This window comes from Streptomyces gossypii (assembly GCF_025165795.1).
GTDB lineage: Bacteria > Actinomycetota > Actinomycetes > Streptomycetales > Streptomycetaceae > Streptomyces > Streptomyces gossypii.
In genome coordinates, this window is the sequence record NZ_JAJAGO010000009.1 from 322,250 (window position 1) to 343,243 (window position 20,994).

Sequence of the window (20,994 nt, forward strand, 5' to 3'; positions counted from 1 at the left end):
TCCAGGGCGGGCAAGGGCGGTGCGTCAGCCGGGCTCGATGCCGTGCGAGCGGAACCACGCGAGTGGGTCTATGGCGGAGCCGCCGCCGGGCCTGACCTCGAAGTGGAGGTGCGGGCCGGTCGACTTGCCGGAGTTCCCGGAGTAGGCGATGACGTCGCCCGCCTGGACGGTGCCAGCGCGGATCTTTGTGCTGCTCAGATGGCAGTACCAGGTCTCGGTGCCGTCGGCGGCGGTCACGATCGCCATGTTTCCGTAACTGGCGTCCGACTGTGTGCGCACGGTGCCGTCCGTCGCCGCCTTCACGGGAGTGCCGTAGCTGACGGGGAAGTCGATGCCGGTGTGCACGGAGAGCCAGTTGACGCCCGCCTGGCCGAAGTACGCGCTGATTCCCGTGCCGGACACGGGGGCGGCGAACTTGGGCCGGGCCGCTTCCTGGGCGGCGGCGGCCTCCGCCTTGCGGATGCGCTCCGCCTCCTTGCGCTCCTTGAGGTCGATGCGCTCCTGGGTGCGGCTCGCGCGGTCGGCGAAGTCGTCGGCATCGGCGGAGAGGCCGGCGAGCTGGGTGTCGAGCTTGTCGTTCGCCGATGAGGGCTTGGCGGAAGCCGGGTCCGGGGCGGACTGGGTGGTCTCCTCGGTGCCGGGCTTCTCCTCACCGGTGACGCTGGTGACGGAGGCGGCGGCGATGCCCGCGACGCCCAGCACGCAGACGGAGGGGACGGCCACGGTCAGCAGGGCGGAACGGCGGGGCTTCGCGGAACGGCGGCGGCCACGGTTCGGGGGGATGGAGCCCTCGTGGAGCGGGGTCGCCGCCACGGGTTCAGGCTCCGCCTCCGTGCCGGGCACGTCGGGGGCGTCCAACGCGTCGGCGGTGACGTCCTCGTACGGACTGTAGAGGTCGTCGGGCTGGCCGTGCGCGACCTCTTCGTAGGCGCTTCCGTACGCTGCGGCGGGCTGTTCGTAGGCTGCGCCCTCGTACGGGCCGCCCTCGTACGTCGCTGTGTTGAGAGCGCCGGTGTCCCAACCGGTGGCGTCCCAGGCGCCGGTGTCGTACCCGCCCGTGCTGTACGCACCAGTGTCGTACGTGCCGGTGTCGTACGCACCGGTGTCGTACGTGCCGGTGTCGTACGTGCCGGTGTCGTAAGCGGCGTCGTAGCCGGTGGCTTCGTGGGCGAGGCCGTACGCACCCGAGTCCCACTCGGCCCCCGCGTGGGAGCCCGGGTCCTGGGGGTCGCGCTGCGGCGGGATGAGGCCGGTCGCCTGCTGGCCGGTGTCGGTCCAGTTCCAGGAACCGGTGTCCTGCGGAGCGGGCTGGCCGTATGCGGCGGTGCCATAGGACCCGGTGTCATACAGGTTCGGATCGTAGGCACCCGGATCATGGGCGGCGGTCGGGTATCCGCCGGTGTCCCACGCGGCAGCCTCGTATCCACCGGGTTCGTAGCCGCCGGTTTCGTATGCGCCGACCGGATAGGCGCCCGTGTCGTATGTCCCGGTGCTGTATGTCCCGGTGTCGTACGCCCCGGTGTCGTATGCCCCGTTGGGGACGTCGTAGGCACCGGTGGCATAGGAGCCGGTGTCCCAGCCGACCGCGACGGCGTGCGCGCCCGTGTCCGGGCCGCCGTCGGGGTAGGGGGAGCCGAAGAGGGCGTCGCCCTGGCCGTGCTGCGCGCCGTACTCCGCAGTACTCGGGTCCTGGTAGACGCCGGTGTCGTAGCTGCCGGTGGAGTAACCGTCGTACCCGGTGACGGGGTAGCCGCCGGTCTCGTAGCCGCCGTACGGCGACTGCCCGTAAGGGGTAGTGCCATAGGCCGCGTGCGAGGAGTCGGCAGCGGAATCTGTCGGGATGGGGGAACCCGACGGGGGACGGTCGTTCACCACCACTTCTCTTTCGCCTCGACAACAGGGGCGGAGCAGTGCGGTGACTGTACCCGGCGGTACGCGACGGCGACAATCTTCGGCAGGTTTCCGTCAGTCAGGAAGCGGGCATTCGGCAGTGTTTCGGCGGACTACGGGCGGATACTCGGCCAGTCGTTCGAATTGCGTTCGATAAAGAACTCCATGGAGAGGCGCCGAGAGGCCACGCCGAGGCTCGGGGTATTCCGAGGACGTGCGAGCACGGCCAGGCCCCGGGGCGGCCCTCAGGGGCCGCTCATGTGATTTCCCCCTCTGTGGGCCCCCGTGATCGGGCTTGATGGGAGATGCTGGAGATAACGTTCGTTCACTCCGGCGGTCGGAGATGCCGAGGATGCCGCCGCAGTTCGCAGATGGAGGCAGTCATGGGTGTGTCGGGTCCGATCCGGGTGGTGGTCGCCAAGCCGGGTCTCGACGGCCACGACCGAGGTGCCAAGGTCATCGCGCGAGCACTGCGCGACGCGGGCATGGAAGTCATCTACACCGGGCTGCACCAGACGCCCGAGCAGATCGTGGACACCGCGATCCAGGAGGACGCGGACGCGATCGGGCTCTCCATCCTCTCCGGCGCGCACAACACCCTCTTCGCCAAGGTGCTGGAGCTGCTCAGGGAGCGTGAGGCCGAGGACATCAAGGTCTTCGGCGGCGGCATCATCCCGGAGGGTGACATCGCCCCGCTGAAGGAGCTGGGAGTAGCCGCGATCTTCACTCCCGGCGCGCCCACGGGCGAGGTCGTGCAGTGGGTCCGCAGCCACGTACGCCAGGTCCCCGCCTGAACACGCCCCGCCTGAACACGCCCGTTGCCCCGTCCGCTCACCCTTCCGCTGCGACGGCCTGCGCCGCGACGCCAAGTGCCTCGCCCCGCAGCTCGGCCCGCATCTCGGCGCGCAGCCGCAGCGTCGACACCAGCCTCTGGAACGCCTCCGACCAGTAGCTGCCCGCTCCGGGCGAGCCGTCCTCCGGCTCGTCCGGAACCGCTGCCAACGGGGCCAGCCGGTCCGCGTCGACGGGGTCGAGACAACGCTCGGCGAGGCCCATCACCCCGCTGAAGCTCCACGGGTAGCTTCCCGCGTCGCGGGCGATCTCCAGCGCGTCCATCACCGCGCGCCCCAGCGGGTCGGACCAGGGCACCGCACACACCCCCAGTATCCGGAAGGCTTCCGAGAGGCCGTGCGCGGCGATGAACCGGGCCGCCCACACGGCCCGCTCCTCCGGAGGCAGCACCGCCAGCAGCTTCGCCGGGTCTCCCGGGCCCTGCGCGGGGGAGGCGCCGGGGGCGCCGACCAGGGCACGCGCCCAGCCCACGTCCCGCTGCCGGACGGCGGCCAGGCACCAGGCGGCGTGCAGGTCCTGCTGCCAGTCGTCGGCCACCGGCAGAGCGATGATCTCGGCAGGCGTACGGCCGCCGAACCGCTCCGTCCAGGTGGCCAGCGGAGCGGTCTCGACCAACTGCCCCAGCCACCAGGCCCGCTCGCCCCGGCCCGCCGGCGGCTTCGGCACCACGCCGTCCCGCTGCATCTCGGCATCGCACTCATGCGGGGCCTCGACGAGGATGCGGTCGTCAGGGCCGTCGGGCACGGGATCGAGGCTCACGCAGGAACTCGCGCGCCGCGCCATCCGGCCCGCGAGTGCGGAGCCGGGCAAAGCGGACAGCAGCTCGGCGCCGGTGGCCCGGACCGTACGGCTGCGGTCGGCGAGGGCCTGCTCCAGGAAGGGTTCGTCGGCCGGCGAGAGGCCGTCGCGCAGCGAGTCGAGGAACATCAGCCTGTCCTCCGCCCGCTCGGCGGACCAGCTGCTTGCCAGCAGCGCGAGCCCGGCGGCCGGGTCCCGGCGGCGGAGCGAGGCGAGCAGCGTGACGCGCTCGGCGAACAGCCCCTCGTCCCAGAGCGCCTGCACCACCTCGGTGGTGACGGCCTCTGCGCCGGTGCTTGTGCCGGTGCTTGTGCCGGTGTCCCCTGGACCGGCCGAGCCCGTGTGCCCGGTGTGTTCGCCGCCATTGCGCAGGGCGAACTTCCAGTCCGGATTGAGCCGGGCGAGCCACCGGCCGCGCGGCCCGGCGAAGGCCAGAGTCTGCGGACGCAGATCCGTACGCGCCCGTGCCGCGTCGAGCAGCGCGGGCAGCTTGGCCTCGGGCGCCCGGTAGCCGTGTGCGTTGGCGGCGGCGAGCCACTGCGGGAGCAGCTCGCCGAGATCCGGAGCCGTGCCGCGCCTGCCCCCGCCGCCGCCGGAGCTTGCGCCGCCTCGCGCCAGCAGCAGCGAGAGGCGGTGCTCGGCGGCGGCGGGCAGCGGGGGCCGCTCATCGGCCGGGGAGGGCTCCGGGCGTGGCCCGGCGACTGCGGGACGCATCCCGGCCCGGCGCCGTACGGTCTCGACGGCGGCGGCGTCCAGCAGCGCCGTCACGCTGCCGCCGGGCGGTGTCCGCCGCTCGGCGCCCAGCAGCGCCGCGGTGACCAACTCGCTCCACGGCGTGCCAGCGGTCGGCGGAGTGCTTGCTGTCGTGTCCATCCGGTCTCCTCGCGCAGTAGCTGGTGCCGTGCCAGGGCGGCGAGCGGGTGAACCTTCCCTGACGCGGCGCTGGGGTGGTGGCCGGGCCCGTGGGTCACAGCGGGATCGCCTCGGGGTGATCCGCCGTCGGACTCCAAGCCGTGTACGGGGTGAAGCCGCGGTGGCCGCAGTCGCCGAAGACGGTGAGCGCCGCGCCGCCGGAGAGGGCCGTCAGCTTCCACAGCCCGGCGGGCGGGGAGTCCGGGGCGAGCGGAAGAGCCCCCTCCCCCTCCGAGTCGGCCAGCTGCCAGGCGCCCTGGCCGCCCGGTATCGGCACCACATCCGTCAGCACGACCGGCCAGGCGTCGAGCCACGGGTCCTCGCACAGCGCCGCCGCGTAGGCAGCCAGCGCGGCCGCCACGGAGCTTCCGCCGCCTGCCGCTCCGGCAGCGGCCGGCAGGAAGCCCGCTCCCGGCGGGCCGTGCCGCTCGCCCAGCGCGGCGCGCAGCGGAGCCGTACCCGGATAGAAGGCGAGGTCGCAGTCCAGCACGCTGCCCACCGGCAGCGACAGTTGTGGCGCGCGCCCCGCGACGGCGAAGGAGAGCAGCAGGGCGGGGCGCCGCGAGCGCCGCCCGGACAGCCAGATCCTGCGCACCGTCAGCTTGCCCTCGTCGGTGTCCCGTTGGGCCAGCACCAGCCAGTCGTCCCGCACGCGCGCCTCCTCGTCGGCGAGCAGACGGGCCGTGTCGACCGTGAGCCCGACCCGGCTGCGCACCGTCGCCGCGAGCGGCTCCGGCAGTCGGCTGCCGGACGGCGGGGTGCCGGGCTGCGAGCGCTCAGGAGCGGTGCCGCCAGAAGAGGAACCCTCGGGCTGCTCCAGGCCGAGGACGCCCTGGGCCAGCAGATGCAGGAGGGCGCTCTCCGAGAGCAGCCGCTCCGGCCAGCCGGGGCCCGAGGAGGGGATGGCTCCCAACTCCCGCAGCCCGTCCGCCAGCCCCTTCGCCTGCGCGTCGACCATCCGGGCCGCCATTTCGTCCCACGCGGCATACCCCTGGTGCTCCGCCGCCGCCAGACCGCCGCGCAGCAAATCCGTCAGCCGCTGCTCCAGCTCCGCCGCCCCGGCGCTCACCAGGCGGGCGCGGCGCTCGGCACGCCGCCGGGCCGCCTCCGGATCGGCGGGCTGCCCTGCCCCGCCCGCACCGCCCCCGGCGTCTCCCGCGCCGGCCGCCTGCCGCGCGCGCTGCCTGCGCCCCGCGAGCCACTCCTGAGCCCACTGGGGCACCTCCGGTGCGGGCCCGACGGATTCCTCGCCACCCGCCCACAGCAGCAGCAGGCCGAGTGCGTGCTTGCACGGAAACTTCCGGCTGGGGCAACTGCACGTGTATCCAGGCCCGTTCCCTCCGTCGACGTCCACCACCGTGCGGTACGGGGTCTTGCCGCTGCCCTTGCACAGCCCCCACAGTGCGCCGTCCGCCGTGCCTGCCTCCGACCATGGTCCGGGAGCTGCGAGCTTGCTCCCGCTCTTCCGCGACGCCGTGTCAGGCGCCAGCGCCAGCACTTGTTCCGCTGTCCAGCGGACCCCCTGTCCACTCATGTCCCTGACGGTAGGCGGGGCCACTGACATTCCTCCCCGCCACCGCCGCGACCAGGGCGGGTGCCGGGTCGAGGGGGATTGTCAGTGGCTCGGTGCAAGGTGGGAGCACATCGATCCGCGGCATTCCGAGGGGGATTTGTGACCGAGACGACGCATGCCCTGCGCCCGCACGCAGAGGACGCATTCGCGAGCGAGCTGAAGGCGCTCGCCGCAGCGGACGACCGGCCGCGGCCGGAGCGGTGGCGGCTCTCGCCGTGGGCCGTCGCCACCTATCTGCTCGGCGGCACCCTGCCGGACGGCACGGTGGTCTCGCCCAAGTACGTGGGCCCGCGCCGCATCGTCGAGGTCGCCGTCAGCACGCTGGCCACCGATCGCGCGCTGCTGCTGCTCGGCGTTCCCGGCACGGCCAAGACCTGGGTCTCCGAGCATCTGGCGGCAGCGGTCAGTGGAGACTCCACCCTGCTGGTGCAGGGCACGGCGGGCACCGCCGAGGAGTCGATCCGGTACGGCTGGGATTACGCGCGGCTGCTGGCACACGGTCCCAGCCGCGAGGCCCTGGTGCCCAGTCCGGTGATGCGGGCCATGGCCGAGGGCCTGACGGCGCGTGTCGAGGAGCTGACCCGTATCCCGGCCGACGTCCAGGACACGCTGATCACGGTGCTCTCGGAGAAGACCCTTCCCATCCCGGAGCTGGGCGAGGAGACGCAGGCGGTGCGCGGCTTCAACCTGATCGCCACCGCCAACAACCGCGACCGGGGGGTGAACGAGCTGTCCAGCGCGCTGCGCCGCCGCTTCAACACCGTGGTGCTGCCGCTGCCCGCCACCGCCGAGGCGGAGGTCGACATCGTCTCGCGCCGCGTCGATCAGCTCGGCCGCTCCCTCGACCTGCCCTCCGTGCCGGAAGGACTGCACGAGATCCGCCGCGTCGTCACCGTCTTCCGCGAGCTGCGCGAGGGCGTCACGGCGGACGGGCGTACGAAGGTCAAGTCACCCTCCGGCACGCTGTCGACGGCGGAGGCGATCTCGGTGGTGACGGGCGGGCTGGCGCTGGCCGCGCACTTCGGGGACGGCGTGCTGAGGTCCAGCGACGTCGCGGCGGGCATCCTCGGCGCCGTCGTGCGGGACCCGGCGGCGGACCAGACCGTGTGGCAGGAGTATCTGGAGGCCGTCGTTCGGGAGCGCGAAGGCTGGAAGGACTTCTACCGCGCGTGCCGTGAGGTCTCCGCGTGACGGGGCCGCTGCTGCTGGGCGTGCGGCATCACGGCCCCGGTTCGGCCCGAGCCGTGCGCGCGGCGCTCGACGCGTACGCCCCGAAGGTGCTGCTGGTGGAGGGCCCGCCGGAGGCGGACGGCGTCGTGGCCCTCGCGGGTGACGAGGAGATGCGCCCGCCGGTCGCGCTGCTCGCCCATGTGGTGGACGAGCCCGGTAAGGCGGCGTTCTGGCCCCTGGCGGAGTTCTCGCCGGAGTGGGTGGCGATCCGCTGGGCGCTGGAGCGCGGCGTCCCGGTGCGCTTCTTCGACCTGCCCGCAGCGCACTCGCTGGTCCTCGGAGAGGAGGGAGAAGGCGAGGGGGGAGAAGCGGCGGAGGGGGAGCCGGGCGGGGATGCCGAGCTGCGGCTCGACCCGCTCGCGGTCCTCGCCGAGACGGCAGGGTATGACGATCCGGAGCGCTGGTGGGAGGACGTCGTCGAGCACCGGGGCGCGGGCGGCCCCGACACCGATCCGTACGCCCCGTTCGCCGCGCTCGGCGAGGCGATGGCCGCGCTCCGCGAGGTGCACGGGCACGGCGGGCACCGCCGGGATCTGGTGCGCGAGGCGCACATGCGGCTGCGGCTCCGCGAGGCGCGCAAGGAGTTCGCGGAGCACGGTGAGCAGGCCGTCGCCGTCGTCTGCGGCGCCTGGCATGTACCCGCGCTGTCCGAATCCTCCACCGCCGCCGCCGACCGGGCGCTCCTCAAGGGCCTCCCGAAGGCGAAGGTCGAGGTCACCTGGGTGCCCTGGACGCACCGCAGGCTCAGCCGGCGCAGCGGATACGGCGCCGGGATCGCCTCGCCCGGCTGGTACGGCCATCTCTTCGCCGCCCCGGACCGCCCGCTCACCCGGTGGATGACGCGCGTCGCCGGGCTGCTGCGCGACGAGGACCACACCGTGTCGCCCGCGCATGTGATCGAGGCGGTCCGGATGGCCGAGACCCTGGCCGCCGTGCGAGGCCGCCCGCTGGCGGGGCTCGCCGAGACGGTCGACGCCATACGGGCGGTGCTGTGCGAGGGCTCGGACGTACCGCTGGCGCTCATCCAGGACCGTCTCGTCGTGGGCGACGAAATGGGGGAGGTGCCCGGAAGCGCGCCCGCCGTCCCGCTCCAGCGGGATCTGGCCCGGCAGCAGAAGAGCCTCCGGCTCAAGGCCGAGGCCCGCGAACGTGAGCTGGAGCTGGACTTGCGCAAGGAGATGGACTCCTCCCGCAGCCGCCTGCTGCACCGGCTGCGCCTCCTCGCCGTGGAGTGGGGCGATCCGGCGCGCTCCCGTACCGCCGGTACCGGCACCTTCCGCGAGAGCTGGCTGCTGCGCTGGGAGCCGGAGCTGTCGGTGCGGACAGCCGAGGCTGGGGTCTGGGGCACCACGGTGCTGTCGGCGGCCACGGCGAAGGCCGAGACCGAGGCGGCCGGGGCGACGACGCTGGCCGAGGTCACGGCGCTCGCCGAGCGCTGCCTGCTCGCTGAACTGCCGGACGCACTGCCGAGGGTGATGCGGGCCCTGGCCGACCGTGCGGCGCTCGACGCCGACGTCGGCCATCTCGCCCAGGCCCTGCCGCCGTTGGTGCGCTCCGTGCGGTACGGCGACGTCCGTGGCACGGACACGGTGGCGCTGGCCGAGGTTGCGGCCGGGCTGGCCGAGCGGGTGTGTGTCGGCCTGCCGCCCGCCTGCGCCGGACTGGACGCGGACGGCGCGGCGCAGATGCGCGGGCATCTGGACACCGCGCACCAGGCGATCGGCCTGCTCGCGCAGACCCGCGCGGAGAACCCGGAAAGCGCGAGCCCGGAAAGCGCGAGCCCGGAAAGGGGAGAGAGCGCGGAGGGCGGCGGCGCCGATGCACTGCTGTCGCGCTGGCGCGGTGTGCTGCGGCGTCTCGCGGCGCGCGACCGCACGGCCGGAGTCGTGCGCGGACGCTGCACCCGGCTGCTGCTCGACGACGGGCAGTTGGCGGAGGGCGAGGCAGCCCGGCTGATGGGTCTGGCGCTCTCCCCCGGCACGGCTCCGGCCGAGGCGGCGGCGTGGATCGAGGGCTTCCTCGCCGGCGGCGGCATGCTGCTCGTCCATGACCAGCGGCTGCTGTCACTGGTGGACGGCTGGCTGTCGCAGGTCCCGGCGGAATCCTTCACCGACGTACTGCCGCTGCTGCGCCGGACGTTCGCGGCGTACGAGCCCGGGGTGCGGCGCACGGTCGGGGAACTGGTGCGGCGCGGTCCCGCAGGGGAGGGCCGCGCCGGTCCGGTGCCCGCCGCCGCGCCGGACGGCATGCCGGGCTTCGGCCCGGGGCTGGACTCCGGGCGCGCGGACGCCGTACTGCCCACGCTCCGGCTGCTCCTGGGGCGGCGGAGGGTGATGGCTGGGAGCGCGGCAGGTGGGGACGAGCAGAGTGCGAATGCGAAGGGGAGGGCGGGATGAACCAGCGGAACGGGAGCGCGGTGCCGGTGTCAGCGTCAGTGCCAGTGCCAGTGCCAGTGCCAGCGCCAGCGCCCGGGGATGACGGTGCGGAGCGGTTGCGGCGCTGGCGGCTCGTGCTCGGCGGCGGTGAGGCCGACGACGGCACCGGCTGCCGGCTGAGCGGTCCGGACGCCGCGATGGACCGCACCCTCGAGGCGCTCTACGGCGCGAGTGGCGGCGGGCGTCCGGGCAAGCGGTCGGCCGGGCTGGGCGGCTCCGCCCCGAAGGTCGCCCGCTGGCTGGGGGACATCCGGACGTACTTCCCCAGCTCCGTGGTCCAGGTGATGCAGCGGGACGCAATCGACCGGCTCGGCCTCTCCGCACTGCTCCTGGAGCCGGAGATGCTGGAGGCGGTCGAGGCCGACGTCCACCTGGTGGGGACTCTGCTGTCGTTGAACAAGGCGATGCCCGAGACCAGCAAGGAGACGGCACGGCTGGTGGTGCGGAAGGTGGTCGCCGAGCTGGAGAGGAAGCTCGCGACCCGCACCCGGGCCACACTCACCGGGGCCCTCGACCGCTCCGCCCGTATCAGCCGCCCCCGCCACCGGGACATCGACTGGAACCGCACGATCCGGGCCAACCTCAAGAACTACCTCCCGGAGTACCGGACGATCGTGCCCGAGCGGCTGATCGGGTACGGCCGGGCCGCCCAGGCCGTGAAGAAGGACGTCATCCTCTGCATCGACCAGTCCGGTTCGATGGCCGCGTCCGTCGTCTACGCCTCGGTGTTCGGTGCGGTGCTCGCCTCGATGCGGTCGATCAGCACCCGGCTCGTCGTCTTCGACACGAACGTCGTCGACCTCACCGACGATCTCGATGATCCGGTCGACGTGTTGTTCGGCACCCAGCTCGGCGGCGGTACGGACATCAACCGGGCGCTCGCGTACTGCCAGTCGCAGATCAGCCGTCCGGCCGAAACGGTCGTGGTGCTCATCAGCGACCTCTACGAGGGCGGCATCCGGGACGAGATGCTCAAGCGGGTGGCCGCGATGAAGGCGTCGGGCGTGCAGTTCGTCACGCTGCTGGCGCTCTCGGACGAGGGCGCGCCGTCCTACGACCGTGAGCACGCGGCGGCGCTGGCCGCCCTGGGGGCACCGGCCTTCGCCTGTACGCCGGACCTCTTCCCGGACGTGATGGCGGCGGCCATCGAGAAGCGGGCCCTGCCGGTGCCCCCGGAGTGAGCGGCGGCGCGGCGTCCGGGGCGAGCGGTGGAGCGGGCGTGCGGAGCGGTGAACATGTCGTGACCACCGTTGCGCGCCGGGGCGAAGCCGTGCAGGGTCGGTCCGGCAGACCACCACGACCTCGCGGAGTGACCGCAGCATGAGCAGGAACATCCACCGTGCCTTCGCGGTACTCACCAGCGTCGGCGGTCTGCTGGCCTGCGGCGCCACCTCCGCCCAGGCGGACGGCGCGGGCGGCACGGGCGGCACGGGCACGGGCCGGGACTCCGTGCTCCAGCCGGCCCTCGAGCGGGCGATCGAGACCGTGCAGGGCGGTGTGCCCGCCGTCCCGGAGGGCTCGGGGGTCGGGGTGCCCTCCCTCGCGCCCGGGGTCCCGAGCGTGAGTGTGCTGCCGCTGTCGGTGCCCGAACTGCCCGTCACCCCGGAGGTCCCGCAGATCCCCGGCGTGCCGACGCTGCCCGGCAACCCGGCAGACCTGCCGGGCATGCTGCCCCTGCCCTGACTGAGGGGCCCTGACCGACGGCGCTCTGACCGACGGCGCTCTGAGCACGGGGCAGACAGACCCTAGCTGTGACCGGTCTCACCGCGCCGTTGTGAGCTGGAATTCATGCGCCGCTCACGGGCGGGGCTAACCTGCAAGGCGGACATGCCGCGCGCCCCTGGTGAAGCCGCGGCCACGCGGCACGCCCACGCTGACAACCGCGATACCACTGATTAAGGGGACGTACGCGCGTGGACCTGTTCGAGTATCAGGCGAGGGATATCTTCGCCAAGCATGACGTACCGGTACTGGCCGGTGAAGTCATCGAGACGCCGGAGGCGGCGCGCGAGGTGACCGAGCGACTCGGCGGTCGCGCGGTCGTCAAGGCGCAGGTCAAGACCGGCGGTCGTGGCAAGGCGGGCGGCGTGAAGCTGGCCGCCGACCCGTCCGACGCGGTCGAGAAGGCGACCCAGATCCTGGGCATGGACATCAAGGGCCACACGGTCCACAAGGTGATGCTGGCCGAGACCGCGGACATCGCCGAGGAGTACTACGTCTCCTTCCTCCTGGACCGCACCAACCGCACCTTCCTGGCCATGGCCTCCGTCGAGGGCGGTGTCGAGATCGAGGAGGTCGCCGTCACCAAGCCCGAGGCGCTGGCCAAGATCCCGGTCGACGCGATCGAGGGCGTGACGGACGCCAAGGCGCGCGAGATCGTCGCGGCGGCGAAGTTCCCGGCCGAGCTCACCGACCAGATCGTGAACGTCCTGAAGAAGCTGTGGGATGTCTTCATCAAGGAGGACGCCCTCCTTGTCGAGGTGAACCCCCTGGTCAAGACCGGTGACGGCAAGGTCATCGCGCTCGACGGCAAGGTTTCCCTGGACGCCAACGCCGAGTTCCGCCAGCCGGACCACGCGGCGCTGGAGGACAAGGCGGCGGCCAACCCCCTGGAGGCCGCGGCCAAGGCCAAGGGGCTCAATTACGTGAAGCTGGACGGCCAGGTCGGCATCATCGGCAACGGCGCCGGGCTGGTCATGTCCACCCTGGACGTCGTCGCCTATGCCGGTGAGGCGCACCAGCACGTCAAGCCCGCCAACTTCCTGGACATCGGCGGCGGCGCGTCGGCCGAGGTCATGGCGAACGGCCTGGAGATCATCCTCGGCGACCCGGACGTCAAGTCCGTGTTCGTCAACGTCTTCGGTGGCATCACCGCCTGCGACGCCGTCGCCAACGGCATCGTGCAGGCTCTGGAGCTTCTCAAGTCCAAGGGCGAGGACGTCACCAAGCCGCTGGTCGTACGCCTCGACGGCAACAACGCGGAGCTGGGACGCAAGATCCTCAGTGACGCCGACCACCCGCTGGTGCAGCAGGTGGACACCATGGACGGTGCGGCCGACCGCGCCGCCGAGCTGGCCGCCAAGTAAAGGACGAGGGACACCGACAACCATGGCTATTTTCCTCACGAAGGAAAGCAAGGTCATCGTCCAGGGGATGACCGGCTCCGAGGGCCAGAAGCACACCAAGCGCATGCTGGACTCGGGCACCAACATCGTCGGCGGCGTGAACCCCCGCAAGGCGGGCACGTCCGTTGACTTCGACGGCACGCAGGTACCGGTCTTCGGCACCGTCAAGGAGGCCATGGAGGCCACCGGCGCCGACGTCACCGTCGTGTTCGTCCCGGAGAAGTTCACCAAGAGCGCGGTCATTGAGGCGATCGACGCCGAGATTCCGCTCGCCGTGGTGATCACCGAGGGCATCGCCGTCCACGACTCCGCCTCCTTCTGGGCCCACGCGGGCCAGAAGGGCAACAAGACGCGCATCATCGGCCCCAACTGCCCCGGCCTGATCACTCCGGGCGGGTCCAACGCGGGCATCATCCCGGCCGACATCACCAAGCCGGGCCGTATCGGCCTGGTGTCGAAGTCCGGCACGCTGACGTACCAGATGATGTACGAGCTGCGGGACATCGGTTTCTCGACCTGCGTCGGCATCGGCGGGGACCCGGTGATCGGGACCACGCACATCGACGCGCTGAGGGCCTTCGAGGCCGACCCCGACACCGACCTGATCGTCATGATCGGTGAGATCGGCGGCGACGCGGAGGAGCGCGCGGCCGACTTCGTGAAGGCGCACGTGACCAAGCCGGTCGTCGGCTATGTCGCGGGCTTCACCGCGCCCGAGGGCAAGACCATGGGCCACGCCGGTGCGATCGTCTCCGGCTCGTCCGGCACGGCGCAGGCGAAGCAGGAGGCCCTCGAGGCCGCGGGCGTGAAGGTCGGCAAGACCCCGTCCGAGGCCGCGCGGCTGGCACGCGAGCTGCTCGTCGGCTGACTCCGGCACGGAGCGCCACAGCGCGGCACCGGGCCGCCCACACGTGGGAACGGGCCCGCACCCTCGGGGGTGCGGGCCCGTCGGCGTGTGCGGGTGCCGCCGCCTGGGGCGTGTTGGGGAAGTCCCGCGGCCCGCGCTACTTCTCCGACACGCCCTGCCCGTCCTGGGTGCCCGCCTCGTCGAGGTGCACCCGCTCGTTGGAGGAGCGCAGCTGCGGTGCGTAGATCTCCGGGGTGCCGCCGCCCTCGCCCCCTGACGGCGGCGCCACCGCAGGGGCGGGCCACTGGTGCTCGGCCGGGTCCACCGAGCGGGTCTCGGCCGTCACCGCCGTGGCCGCCACCGCCGTCACGACGAGCGCCGTCAGTCCGAACGACGCCCGGGTCCGGCGCCGGGTGGTGTGCTCGCTGCCGGTCCGTACGGCCTCGGCCGGGCGGATACGGACGGACTGGGCGTCGGCCAGCAGGCGCAGCCGGTCCCTGAGCAGCCCGGCGCGCTGCTCGGCGGGCGCCTCCCGCAGTTCCGGCACGAGGGCGGTGAGCGACTCCCGCGCGTGGAAGATCCGGCCGTAGGCGGCGGGACCGCTCGACTCGGTCTCGGCGGCGGTCTTCGCCACGCTCATCCCGAGCCCGTCATGCAGCAGCAACGCCCGCCGGTACGAGCGGGGCAGCGACATCCACGCGTCGAACAGCGCCCGGTCGGCGGGTGGACCCGGAGGGGTGCGGTGAGTCCGGTGCCCGGGGCGGCCGGGACGGAACCGGTGCCAGGGCGACAGCGCGTACTCGTACGCCGCGGCCCGGACCCAGCTGGTCGGGTCCTGGTCGACCGCCACCTCTGGCCAGCGTTCCCAGGCGAGGTGGAAGGCGTACCGGACGGCGTGCTCGGCGACGCGGTGGTGTCCGCAGAGCAGGTACGCCTGGCGGGTGAGCGCGGGGGCGTTGAGGGCGTAGAGGAGATCGAACGCCTGCGCGGCGGGGTGCGGTGGTTCCGCATCGCGGGTGGCCTCCACGGCCCGGGGTTCCTCTGGTTCGTCCGGTGGATCCGGTTCCTCCGGAGTCTCCGGCTCTCGCGGGGCTTCCTCGGTGATTTCCCCTGAGGCGGGGGCCGGCGCATCCGCTGCGGCCGATCCGTCCTCCGCCGGGGCGGTCCTGCCCTTCGCCCTCTGTCGGCGTCGCGCTCTCGTCAAGGTCGTCATGCCCGCCTCTCCAGGGGGTGGACCACCGATGGACCTGTTTTGGCATATCGTGTGAAAAAGTGCATAACTCCACACTGGGCGACACCACGACGATTCGCGCGCTACCTGGGCGAAACGTGTGTTGTTGGGAGCATGTCCGCGTGAGCGAACGGACGTACACCGGCCCGACAACGCACCCGGACGGCGGTACCGAGCCCCGGCCGCCTGTCCTGAGCGCCGACCCACCACGTCCCCGGTCCCTCGCCGGGCGCCTGCTGCTGGCGGGCATGCTCGCCGCCGGGCTCGGCCTCGGCACCCTCGCCGTCGTCGTGCTCCTCCTCTGGATCGTCTCCCCCTACCCGGGCAGCGGCCCCGGCGCGGCGCTCCACATCGCCGCCGACCTCTGGCTCCTCGCACACGGCGCTCAACTCGTCCGCGCCGAGACGCTCAACGGCGGCTCCGCGCCCGTGGCGCTGACACCCCTGCTGCTCGCCGCACTTCCGGCGTGGCTGCTGTTCCGGGTGACACGAGCGGCGCTGACGGCCCGCCACCAGAGCCCGGACGGCGGCACGGTACGGGCTGCCGCTTGGGTGTCGGCGGGTTGGGTGTCGGCGGGCTATCTCCTGGTGAGCGCCGCCGCCACGGCCTACGCCTCCACCGGCCCCCTCCGGGTGCACGTACTCAGCGCCACGCTCGCGCTTCCGCTGTTCATCGCCGCCCTGACCGCACTCGCCGCCGCCACCCTGGGGGCACCAGCCGACGGACGGCAGCTCCCGGACGCGCTCCGGGCGGCCGGTACCGGGGTCGGCGTACTGCTGGGCGGGGGAGCGCTGCTGTTCCTGCTCACGCTCGCACGCCACACCGGCGACGCCTGGCGCACCTTCGGGCAGCTCACGGGCGGACTGCCGGATCACCTCGCGGTGTCGCTGCTGCTGCTCGCGCTGCTGCCCAACGCCGTGGTGTGGGGTGCGGCCTACGGGCTCGGCCCCGGCTTCGCCCTCGGCACCGGCAGCGCGGTGGGACCGCTCGGCGCCGGATACCCCCCGGAGCTGCCGCGCTTCCCGCTGCTCGCCGCGCTGCCGCAAGAGGGGCCCGGCACGCCGTTGACCTGGGCGACAGGTGTCGTACCGCTGGCCGCGGGGCTGGCAGTGGGCTGGCATGCCGCCCGTACGGCCGTGCCGGTGCCGGGGCAGCGGGAGGACACGCGGAGCGTACGCGGCACGACGGCTGTCGCCGCACTCGCGGCCTGCGGCTGCGGGGTGGTGATGGCCCTGCTGGCGGGCTTCTCCGGCGGTGCACTCGGCACGGGGCGGCTCGCCCGGCTCGGGCCCAGCTGGTGGCTGTCCGGTGCGGCGGCGCTCGGATGGACGCTGCTGGCGGGCGTCCCGGCGGCGCTCGCCGTACGCGGCTGGCGCCTGCGCAGCGCGCTGCGCGTACCCGCACTCGCGTCCGGGGACGCGGTTGAGCCCACGGCCCACCCGCGTACTCGGCCGGTCCCGGCCGACGACTGGCACAGCACGGCTGCCCGTCGCACTCGCTGGGCCGCACTCAAGGAGGCGGGCGGCGGCCTGATGCCGGCCTTCGAACCCCTCTCACCGCGCGAACCGGAGGAACCCCAGGAACCCGTCGAGACCGGAAAGACCGAGAGACCCTGAGGGCTGTCCCGTGATCCCTGGTGGATCAGCGCGCGGCGTCAGATGCGTGCTTCGCAAGGTGGAGGGGCGTCCTCATACTGGGCGTGTCCGGGCGTTCCGGCAACGCAGCGAGGTGCCGTAGCTGTCGTCGTGCGCCCGCCAGGGATCACGGGACAGCCCTTGGGCTCCCGCGCCGCGACCTCGCCGCCTCATCTTCCGTCGACCCGGGCCCGCACGTGCATCCGCTCGCCCTGCGCCCCGAACAGGCTGAGGAACTCGACGGGCACGGCCCCGGCGTTGGCGAATCCGTGGGGCGTGCGGGTGTCGAACTCCGCCGCCTCGCCCGCGCCGAGGACCAGTTCGTGCTCGCCCAGCGCGAGAAGCAGGCGCCCGGAGAGCACGTACAGCCACTCATAGCCCTCGTGCACGCGTTGCTCCGGCCGCGGGTGCCCGGCCTTCTGCTGCTGCTCCGTCTGCTCCCATCCCTTCCGGACGGGCAGGATCTGCTTGTAGGCGTGCAGCCCGCCGAGGTGCCGGGTGAGCGGCACGAAGACCTGCCCGTGCCGGTTGAAGGGCCGCGGATGGATGCGGGGGTCGCCGGTGGGGGGCGCGCCCACCAGTTCGTCCAGCGGCACGCCATGGGTCTTGGCGAGTGGCAGCAGAAGTTCGAGAGTCGGTTTCCGCTGCCCGGACTCCAGGCGGGAGAGGGTGCTGAGCGAGATGCCGGTGGATTCGCTCAGCTCGGCCAGCGTCGCCCCGCGCTCGCGCCGCAGGGCGCGCAGCCGTGGGCCCACGGCGCTCAGTACGCCGGGAAGGTCGTCGTCTGCCATTCTCCCATTTGCCGACACGGCAAATACTTTTGTCAAGCGCGCGCCGGAGCCCCGCGAGCCCGCCAGGGATTACGGGACAGCCCTTAGAGCCCCTAACAGAATGGGCGGTCGGCTTGCGACGCCTGGCACGCGCGCTCGCCGCGTTGTCGGAGTCGTCCATGTACGCCCAGTACGAGGACGATCCTCCGCCTTGCGAGCGCACGCACCAGACGCCGCAAGCTGATCGACCGCCCATTCTGTTAGGGGCTCTTAGCCCTGGTTCTCCAGGACGGGAAGGATCTCGTCCGGCACCAGATCCTCGCACTGTTCGCGGGAGGACTGGGTCAGCGAGTCGTCCTTGCAGCTGTAGTAGTCGTTGTAGACCAGCTGAAGGCTGTACGTGCCCACCACGATCAGGAGGGCGAGGCCGCCCATCACCAGGCCGCTCACGGCCGCCGTCGTCCGCGCCTTCCTGGCCTGCGCCGGGGTGGCCGAGACCGGGACCGGCGGCGCGGTGGGCCGCGCCGGAGTGCCGGGGGAGGAGGGTGACGCCGTACGGTCGGTGCCCGCCACGTCCTCTGCCGTGGCGGTCGCCTCGGTGCCGCCGGAATGTCCCGCCGCCGCGCCCGAGCGGAACGGCTTGCCGCGCGCTCCGCTGATGCCCCAGTAGACCGCCAGCGCGCCGAGCAGGAGGGCGATCTCCACGAGACTGAAGAGGGCGAAGAAGAGCCCCCAGATCCCGGCGTGCAGGGCGTAGCGGGCGTGGCGCTGGTAGGGGTCGCTCGGGTCCCAGCGGAGGCCGCCGCGGCTCTTGCCGCCGTTGCCGTTCCCGCCGTTGCCGTTGCCATTGCCCTGCCCCTGTCCGGGCTGGCCGGGCCCGCCGAAGCCGCCGCCCTGGCGGCCGGGCTGGCGGGAGCTCCACTTGCGGCCCCAGCGGGACGAGCCGTTGCCGTTCCCGTCGTTGCTCCCGTCACCACCGCCGTTGCCGCCACCCGGTTCGTCGCCGTTGCCGGAGCCGCCGTCCGAGTTCGCCGGGCGGCGCGGTTCCCAGGGCTGGTCCGGCCTGCCCTCCGGCGGCGGCGCGAAGGGGTTGTCCTCGTGAGAAGGCTCGGCGTGGGCCGCGCGGCGGCGGCGTCGGTCGGTCATGTGGTGTGTGTCTTCCCCTTGCTCTTCCCGTGTCGGGCACGCAGCGCGTCAGGTACGCATAGGTATGCCTGACGCTACCTTCCGTGCCTCCCCCCGTCCCGTGGGGGTCGGCTTGCGGTGCCGGTATCGTTGCCGACGGTCGGCCGCTTTGGAGAGTTCCCCGGAATCCGCGTTCCACGAGCTTGTGCGACCGCACAAGGCCGGAGCAACACGCTGCCCCCGTCCTCACACCGTCTCGCCGTCCTCACACCGTCTCGCCAGAAAGAGCACCGTCGTGGCTGTGCCCGTCTTCCGGCCCGCTTCCCGCCCCGCCCGTGTGGTGGTGCTCGTATCGGGCTCCGGTACGAACCTGCAGGCCCTGCTCGACGCGATCGCCGTCCAGGGGGCGCCCGCGTACGGGGCTCAGATCGTGGCCGTCGGCGCCGACCGGTACGGGATCGAGGGTCTGGAGCGCGCCGAGCGCGCCGGCCTCCCCGCCTTTGTGTGCCGGGTGCCCGATCACGCCGACCGGGCCGCCTGGGATGCCGCCCTGGCCGAGGCGACCGCCGAGTACGCTCCCGACCTCGTCGTTTCGGCGGGTTTCATGAAGATCGTGGGTGAGGAGTTCCTCGCCCGCTTCGGGGGGCGGTTCGTCAACACGCACCCCGCGCTGCTGCCCAGTTTCCCCGGTGCCCACGGCGCACGCGACGCGCTCGCGTACGGCGTGAAGGTCACCGGGTGCACCGTCCACTTCGTCGACGACGGCGTCGACACCGGCCCGATTATCGCCCAGGGCGTTGTCGAGGTGCGGGACGAGGACGACGAAACCGCTCTCCACGAGCGGATCAAGGAAGTCGAGCGACGTCTGCTCGTCGAGGTCGTCGGGCGTCTGGCGCGCGACGGCTACCGCATTGAGGGACGAAAGGTAAGGATCCCGTGACCGCCGAAGGTGCGACTACACAGACCGCGAGCGCCGAGGGTGAGGGTACGAAGCGGCCCGTCCGCCGTGCGCTGATCAGCGTGTATGACAAGACGGGGCTGGAGGATCTGGCCCGTGGCCTGCACGCGGCCGGAGTGGAGCTGGTCTCCACCGGCTCCACCGCCGCGAAGATCGCGGCGGCCGGCGTACCGGTCACCCCGGTCGAGGAGCTGACCGGCTTCCCCGAGTGCCTGGACGGCCGGGTCAAGACCCTGCACCCCCGCGTCCACGCGGGCATCCTGGCCGACCAGCGGCTGGAGAGCCACCGGCGTCAGCTGGGGGAGCTGGGTGTGGTGCCCTTCGAGCTGGTCGTGGTGAACCTGTACCCGTTCCGGGAGACGGTCGCCTCGGGCGCCTCCCCGGACGAGTGTGTGGAGCAGATCGACATCGGCGGCCCCTCGATGGTGCGGGCGGCGGCCAAGAACCACCCGTCGGTCGCGGTCGTCGTCAACCCCGGGCGCTACCCGGACGCCCTGGCGGCGGCGAACGGCGGCGGCTTCACGCTCGCCGCGCGCAAGCGCCTGGCAGCAGAAGCGTTCCAGCACACGGCGGCGTACGACCTGACCGTGGCCACCTGGTTCGCGCTCGACTACGCCGCCGTCGACGACTCCGCCTTCCCCGAGTTCCTCGGCTCGGCCTACGAGCGCACCGACGTGCTGCGCTACGGCGAGAACCCGCACCAGCCCGCCGCCCTCTACGCCACCGGAAACGGCGGGCTGGCCCAGGCCGAGCAACTGCACGGCAAGGCCATGTCGTTCAACAACTACACGGACACCGAGGCGGCACGGCGAGCTGCGTACGACCACGAAGACCCGTGTGTCGCGATCATCAAGCACGCCAACCCCTGCGGTATCGCGGTCGGTTCAGACGTGGCCGAGGCGCACCGCAAGGCCCACGAGTGCGACCCGCTGTCCGCGTACGGCGGCGTGATCGCCGTCAACGCGCCGGTCTCGCTGGAGATGGCCGAGCAGGTCGCCGGGATCTTCACCGAGGTCATCGTCGCCCCTGCCTACGAACAGGGTGCGGTGGAGGCGCTCAGCCGGAAGAAGAACATCCGGGTGCTGCGCTGCGTGGAGGCTCCCTCCGACCCCGTCGAGGTGAAGCCGATCGACGGCGGCGCACTCGTCCAGGCCACCGACCGGCTGCAGGCCGACGGCGACGACCCGGCGAACTGGCGCCTCGCCAGCGGGAGTCCGCTGGCGCCGGCCGAGCTGGCCGAGCTGGCGTTCGCCTGGCGGGCCTGCCGCGCGGTGAAGTCGAACGCCATCCTGCTCGCGCGCGGCGGTGCGACGGTGGGGGTCGGCATGGGCCAGGTCAACCGGGTCGACTCCGCGAAACTCGCCGTCCAGCGGGCGGGAGAGGAGCGGTCGGCCGGTGCGTACGCGGCTTCCGACGCGTTCTTCCCCTTCCCCGACGGTCTGGAGGTGCTGACGGCCGCGGGCGTCAAGGCCGTGGTGCAGCCGGGCGGTTCCGTACGGGACGAGGCGGTCGTCGAGGCGGCGGAGGCGGCCGGGGTCACCATGTACCTCACCGGCACCCGGCACTTCTTTCACTGACTCGCCGGACGTCCACGATCACCGGCCCGCCGGCCGG

At 72.7% G+C, this 20,994-nt stretch carries 16 protein-coding genes; 10 read left to right on the plus strand and 6 right to left on the minus strand.

The genetic code is table 11. From position 1 onward, the window contains the following. Positions 1 to 24: 24 nt before the first annotated feature. Positions 25 to 1,872 carry a peptidoglycan DD-metalloendopeptidase family protein gene (locus LHJ74_RS20980; protein WP_260219645.1) on the minus strand — a complete coding sequence of 616 codons (1,848 nt, stop codon included), beginning with the start codon at positions 1,870 to 1,872 and terminating at the stop codon, positions 25 to 27. A gap of 401 nt (positions 1,873 to 2,273) precedes the next feature. On the opposite strand from LHJ74_RS20980, the gene icmB reads away from it, so the two are divergent. After that, the gene (icmB, locus tag LHJ74_RS20985; protein ID WP_260219646.1) at positions 2,274 to 2,684 is read left to right on the plus strand and encodes a coenzyme B12-dependent isobutyryl CoA mutase small subunit; all 411 of its coding nucleotides are present in this window, start codon (positions 2,274 to 2,276) and stop codon (positions 2,682 to 2,684) included. Between the two features lie 37 nt (positions 2,685 to 2,721). On the opposite strand, the gene LHJ74_RS20990 is transcribed toward icmB, so the two are convergent. Together LHJ74_RS20990 and LHJ74_RS20995 are read right to left on the minus strand one after the other, a co-directional pair. Next, a complete protein-coding gene (locus tag LHJ74_RS20990; protein ID WP_260219647.1) occupies positions 2,722 to 4,413 on the minus strand; it encodes a DUF5691 domain-containing protein in 1,692 nt (563 codons plus the stop codon). 94 nt (positions 4,414 to 4,507) lie between these two features. Further along, positions 4,508 to 5,986, minus strand: coding sequence for an SWIM zinc finger family protein (locus tag LHJ74_RS20995; RefSeq protein WP_260219648.1), 1,479 nt, complete (start codon positions 5,984 to 5,986; stop codon positions 4,508 to 4,510). Positions 5,987 to 6,124: 138 nt separating this feature from the next. Here LHJ74_RS20995 and LHJ74_RS21000 point away from each other — a divergent pair, with 138 nt between their 5' ends. The 6 genes from LHJ74_RS21000 (at position 6,125) to sucD (ending at position 13,683) form a co-directional block, all read left to right on the plus strand. Then, the gene (locus LHJ74_RS21000) at positions 6,125 to 7,216 is read left to right on the plus strand and encodes an ATP-binding protein (RefSeq protein WP_260219649.1); all 1,092 of its coding nucleotides are present in this window, start codon (positions 6,125 to 6,127) and stop codon (positions 7,214 to 7,216) included. Beyond that, a complete protein-coding gene (locus tag LHJ74_RS21005; protein WP_260219650.1) occupies positions 7,213 to 9,651 on the plus strand; it encodes a DUF5682 family protein in 2,439 nt (812 codons plus the stop codon). Before LHJ74_RS21000 ends, LHJ74_RS21005 begins: the two co-directional genes overlap by 4 nt. Next, the gene (locus LHJ74_RS21010) at positions 9,648 to 10,871 is read left to right on the plus strand and encodes a VWA domain-containing protein (protein WP_375546786.1); all 1,224 of its coding nucleotides are present in this window, start codon (positions 9,648 to 9,650) and stop codon (positions 10,869 to 10,871) included. Before LHJ74_RS21005 ends, LHJ74_RS21010 begins: the two co-directional genes overlap by 4 nt. Positions 10,872 to 11,010: 139 nt before the next feature. Beyond that, positions 11,011 to 11,373: a hypothetical protein gene (locus tag LHJ74_RS21015; protein ID WP_260219652.1), complete on the plus strand. Its 363-nt coding sequence runs from the start codon at positions 11,011 to 11,013 to the stop codon at positions 11,371 to 11,373. A 230-nt stretch (positions 11,374 to 11,603) separates the two neighbouring features. After that, complete coding sequence (sucC, locus tag LHJ74_RS21020; RefSeq protein ID WP_260219653.1) at positions 11,604 to 12,776, plus strand: ADP-forming succinate--CoA ligase subunit beta; 1,173 nt, start codon at positions 11,604 to 11,606, stop codon at positions 12,774 to 12,776. Positions 12,777 to 12,798: 22 nt separating this feature from the next. Continuing rightward, the gene (gene sucD / locus LHJ74_RS21025; RefSeq protein ID WP_260219654.1) at positions 12,799 to 13,683 is read left to right on the plus strand and encodes a succinate--CoA ligase subunit alpha; all 885 of its coding nucleotides are present in this window, start codon (positions 12,799 to 12,801) and stop codon (positions 13,681 to 13,683) included. Between the two features lie 136 nt (positions 13,684 to 13,819). Here the strand turns inward: sucD and LHJ74_RS21030 are convergent, their stop codons facing one another. Next, entirely contained in the window at positions 13,820 to 14,689 is an 870-nt protein-coding gene (locus LHJ74_RS21030) for an RNA polymerase sigma factor (RefSeq protein ID WP_260219655.1), read from the minus strand. A gap of 326 nt (positions 14,690 to 15,015) precedes the next feature. On the opposite strand from LHJ74_RS21030, the gene LHJ74_RS21035 reads away from it, so the two are divergent. Further along, complete coding sequence (locus LHJ74_RS21035) at positions 15,016 to 16,509, plus strand: cell division protein PerM (protein ID WP_260219656.1); 1,494 nt, start codon at positions 15,016 to 15,018, stop codon at positions 16,507 to 16,509. Positions 16,510 to 16,697: 188 nt separating this feature from the next. On the opposite strand, the gene LHJ74_RS21040 is transcribed toward LHJ74_RS21035, so the two are convergent. Further along, entirely contained in the window at positions 16,698 to 17,318 is a 621-nt protein-coding gene (locus LHJ74_RS21040; RefSeq protein ID WP_260219657.1) for a helix-turn-helix domain-containing protein, read from the minus strand. Between the two features lie 249 nt (positions 17,319 to 17,567). Further along, positions 17,568 to 18,443 carry a hypothetical protein gene (locus LHJ74_RS21045; protein ID WP_260219658.1) on the minus strand — a complete coding sequence of 292 codons (876 nt, stop codon included), beginning with the start codon at positions 18,441 to 18,443 and terminating at the stop codon, positions 17,568 to 17,570. A gap of 280 nt (positions 18,444 to 18,723) precedes the next feature. Here LHJ74_RS21045 and purN point away from each other — a divergent pair, with 280 nt between their 5' ends. Next, positions 18,724 to 19,362, plus strand: a complete 639-nt coding sequence (purN, locus tag LHJ74_RS21050) for a phosphoribosylglycinamide formyltransferase (protein ID WP_260219681.1) — start codon at positions 18,724 to 18,726, stop codon at positions 19,360 to 19,362. Further along, the gene (gene purH, locus LHJ74_RS21055; RefSeq protein WP_260219659.1) at positions 19,359 to 20,957 is read left to right on the plus strand and encodes a bifunctional phosphoribosylaminoimidazolecarboxamide formyltransferase/IMP cyclohydrolase; all 1,599 of its coding nucleotides are present in this window, start codon (positions 19,359 to 19,361) and stop codon (positions 20,955 to 20,957) included. The genes purN and purH overlap by 4 nt, the downstream gene beginning before the upstream one ends. Positions 20,958 to 20,994 lie beyond the last annotated feature (37 nt).

Bases quoted from the DNA above. Each gene is read 5' to 3' on its own strand.
- LHJ74_RS20995 (WP_260219648.1), bottom strand. From the start codon at position 5,986: ATGAGTGGACAGGGGGTCCGCTGGACAGCGGAACAAGTGCTGGCGCTG.
- sucD (WP_260219654.1), top strand. From the start codon at position 12,799: ATGGCTATTTTCCTCACGAAGGAAAGCAAGGTCATCGTCCAGGGGATG.
- icmB (WP_260219646.1), top strand. From the start codon at position 2,274: ATGGGTGTGTCGGGTCCGATCCGGGTGGTGGTCGCCAAGCCGGGTCTC.
- LHJ74_RS20990 (WP_260219647.1), bottom strand. From the start codon at position 4,413: ATGGACACGACAGCAAGCACTCCGCCGACCGCTGGCACGCCGTGGAGC.
- LHJ74_RS21010 (WP_375546786.1), top strand. From the start codon at position 9,648: ATGAACCAGCGGAACGGGAGCGCGGTGCCGGTGTCAGCGTCAGTGCCA.
- LHJ74_RS21015 (WP_260219652.1), top strand. From the start codon at position 11,011: ATGAGCAGGAACATCCACCGTGCCTTCGCGGTACTCACCAGCGTCGGC.
- LHJ74_RS21040 (WP_260219657.1), bottom strand. From the start codon at position 17,318: ATGGCAGACGACGACCTTCCCGGCGTACTGAGCGCCGTGGGCCCACGG.
- LHJ74_RS21045 (WP_260219658.1), bottom strand. From the start codon at position 18,443: ATGACCGACCGACGCCGCCGCCGCGCGGCCCACGCCGAGCCTTCTCAC.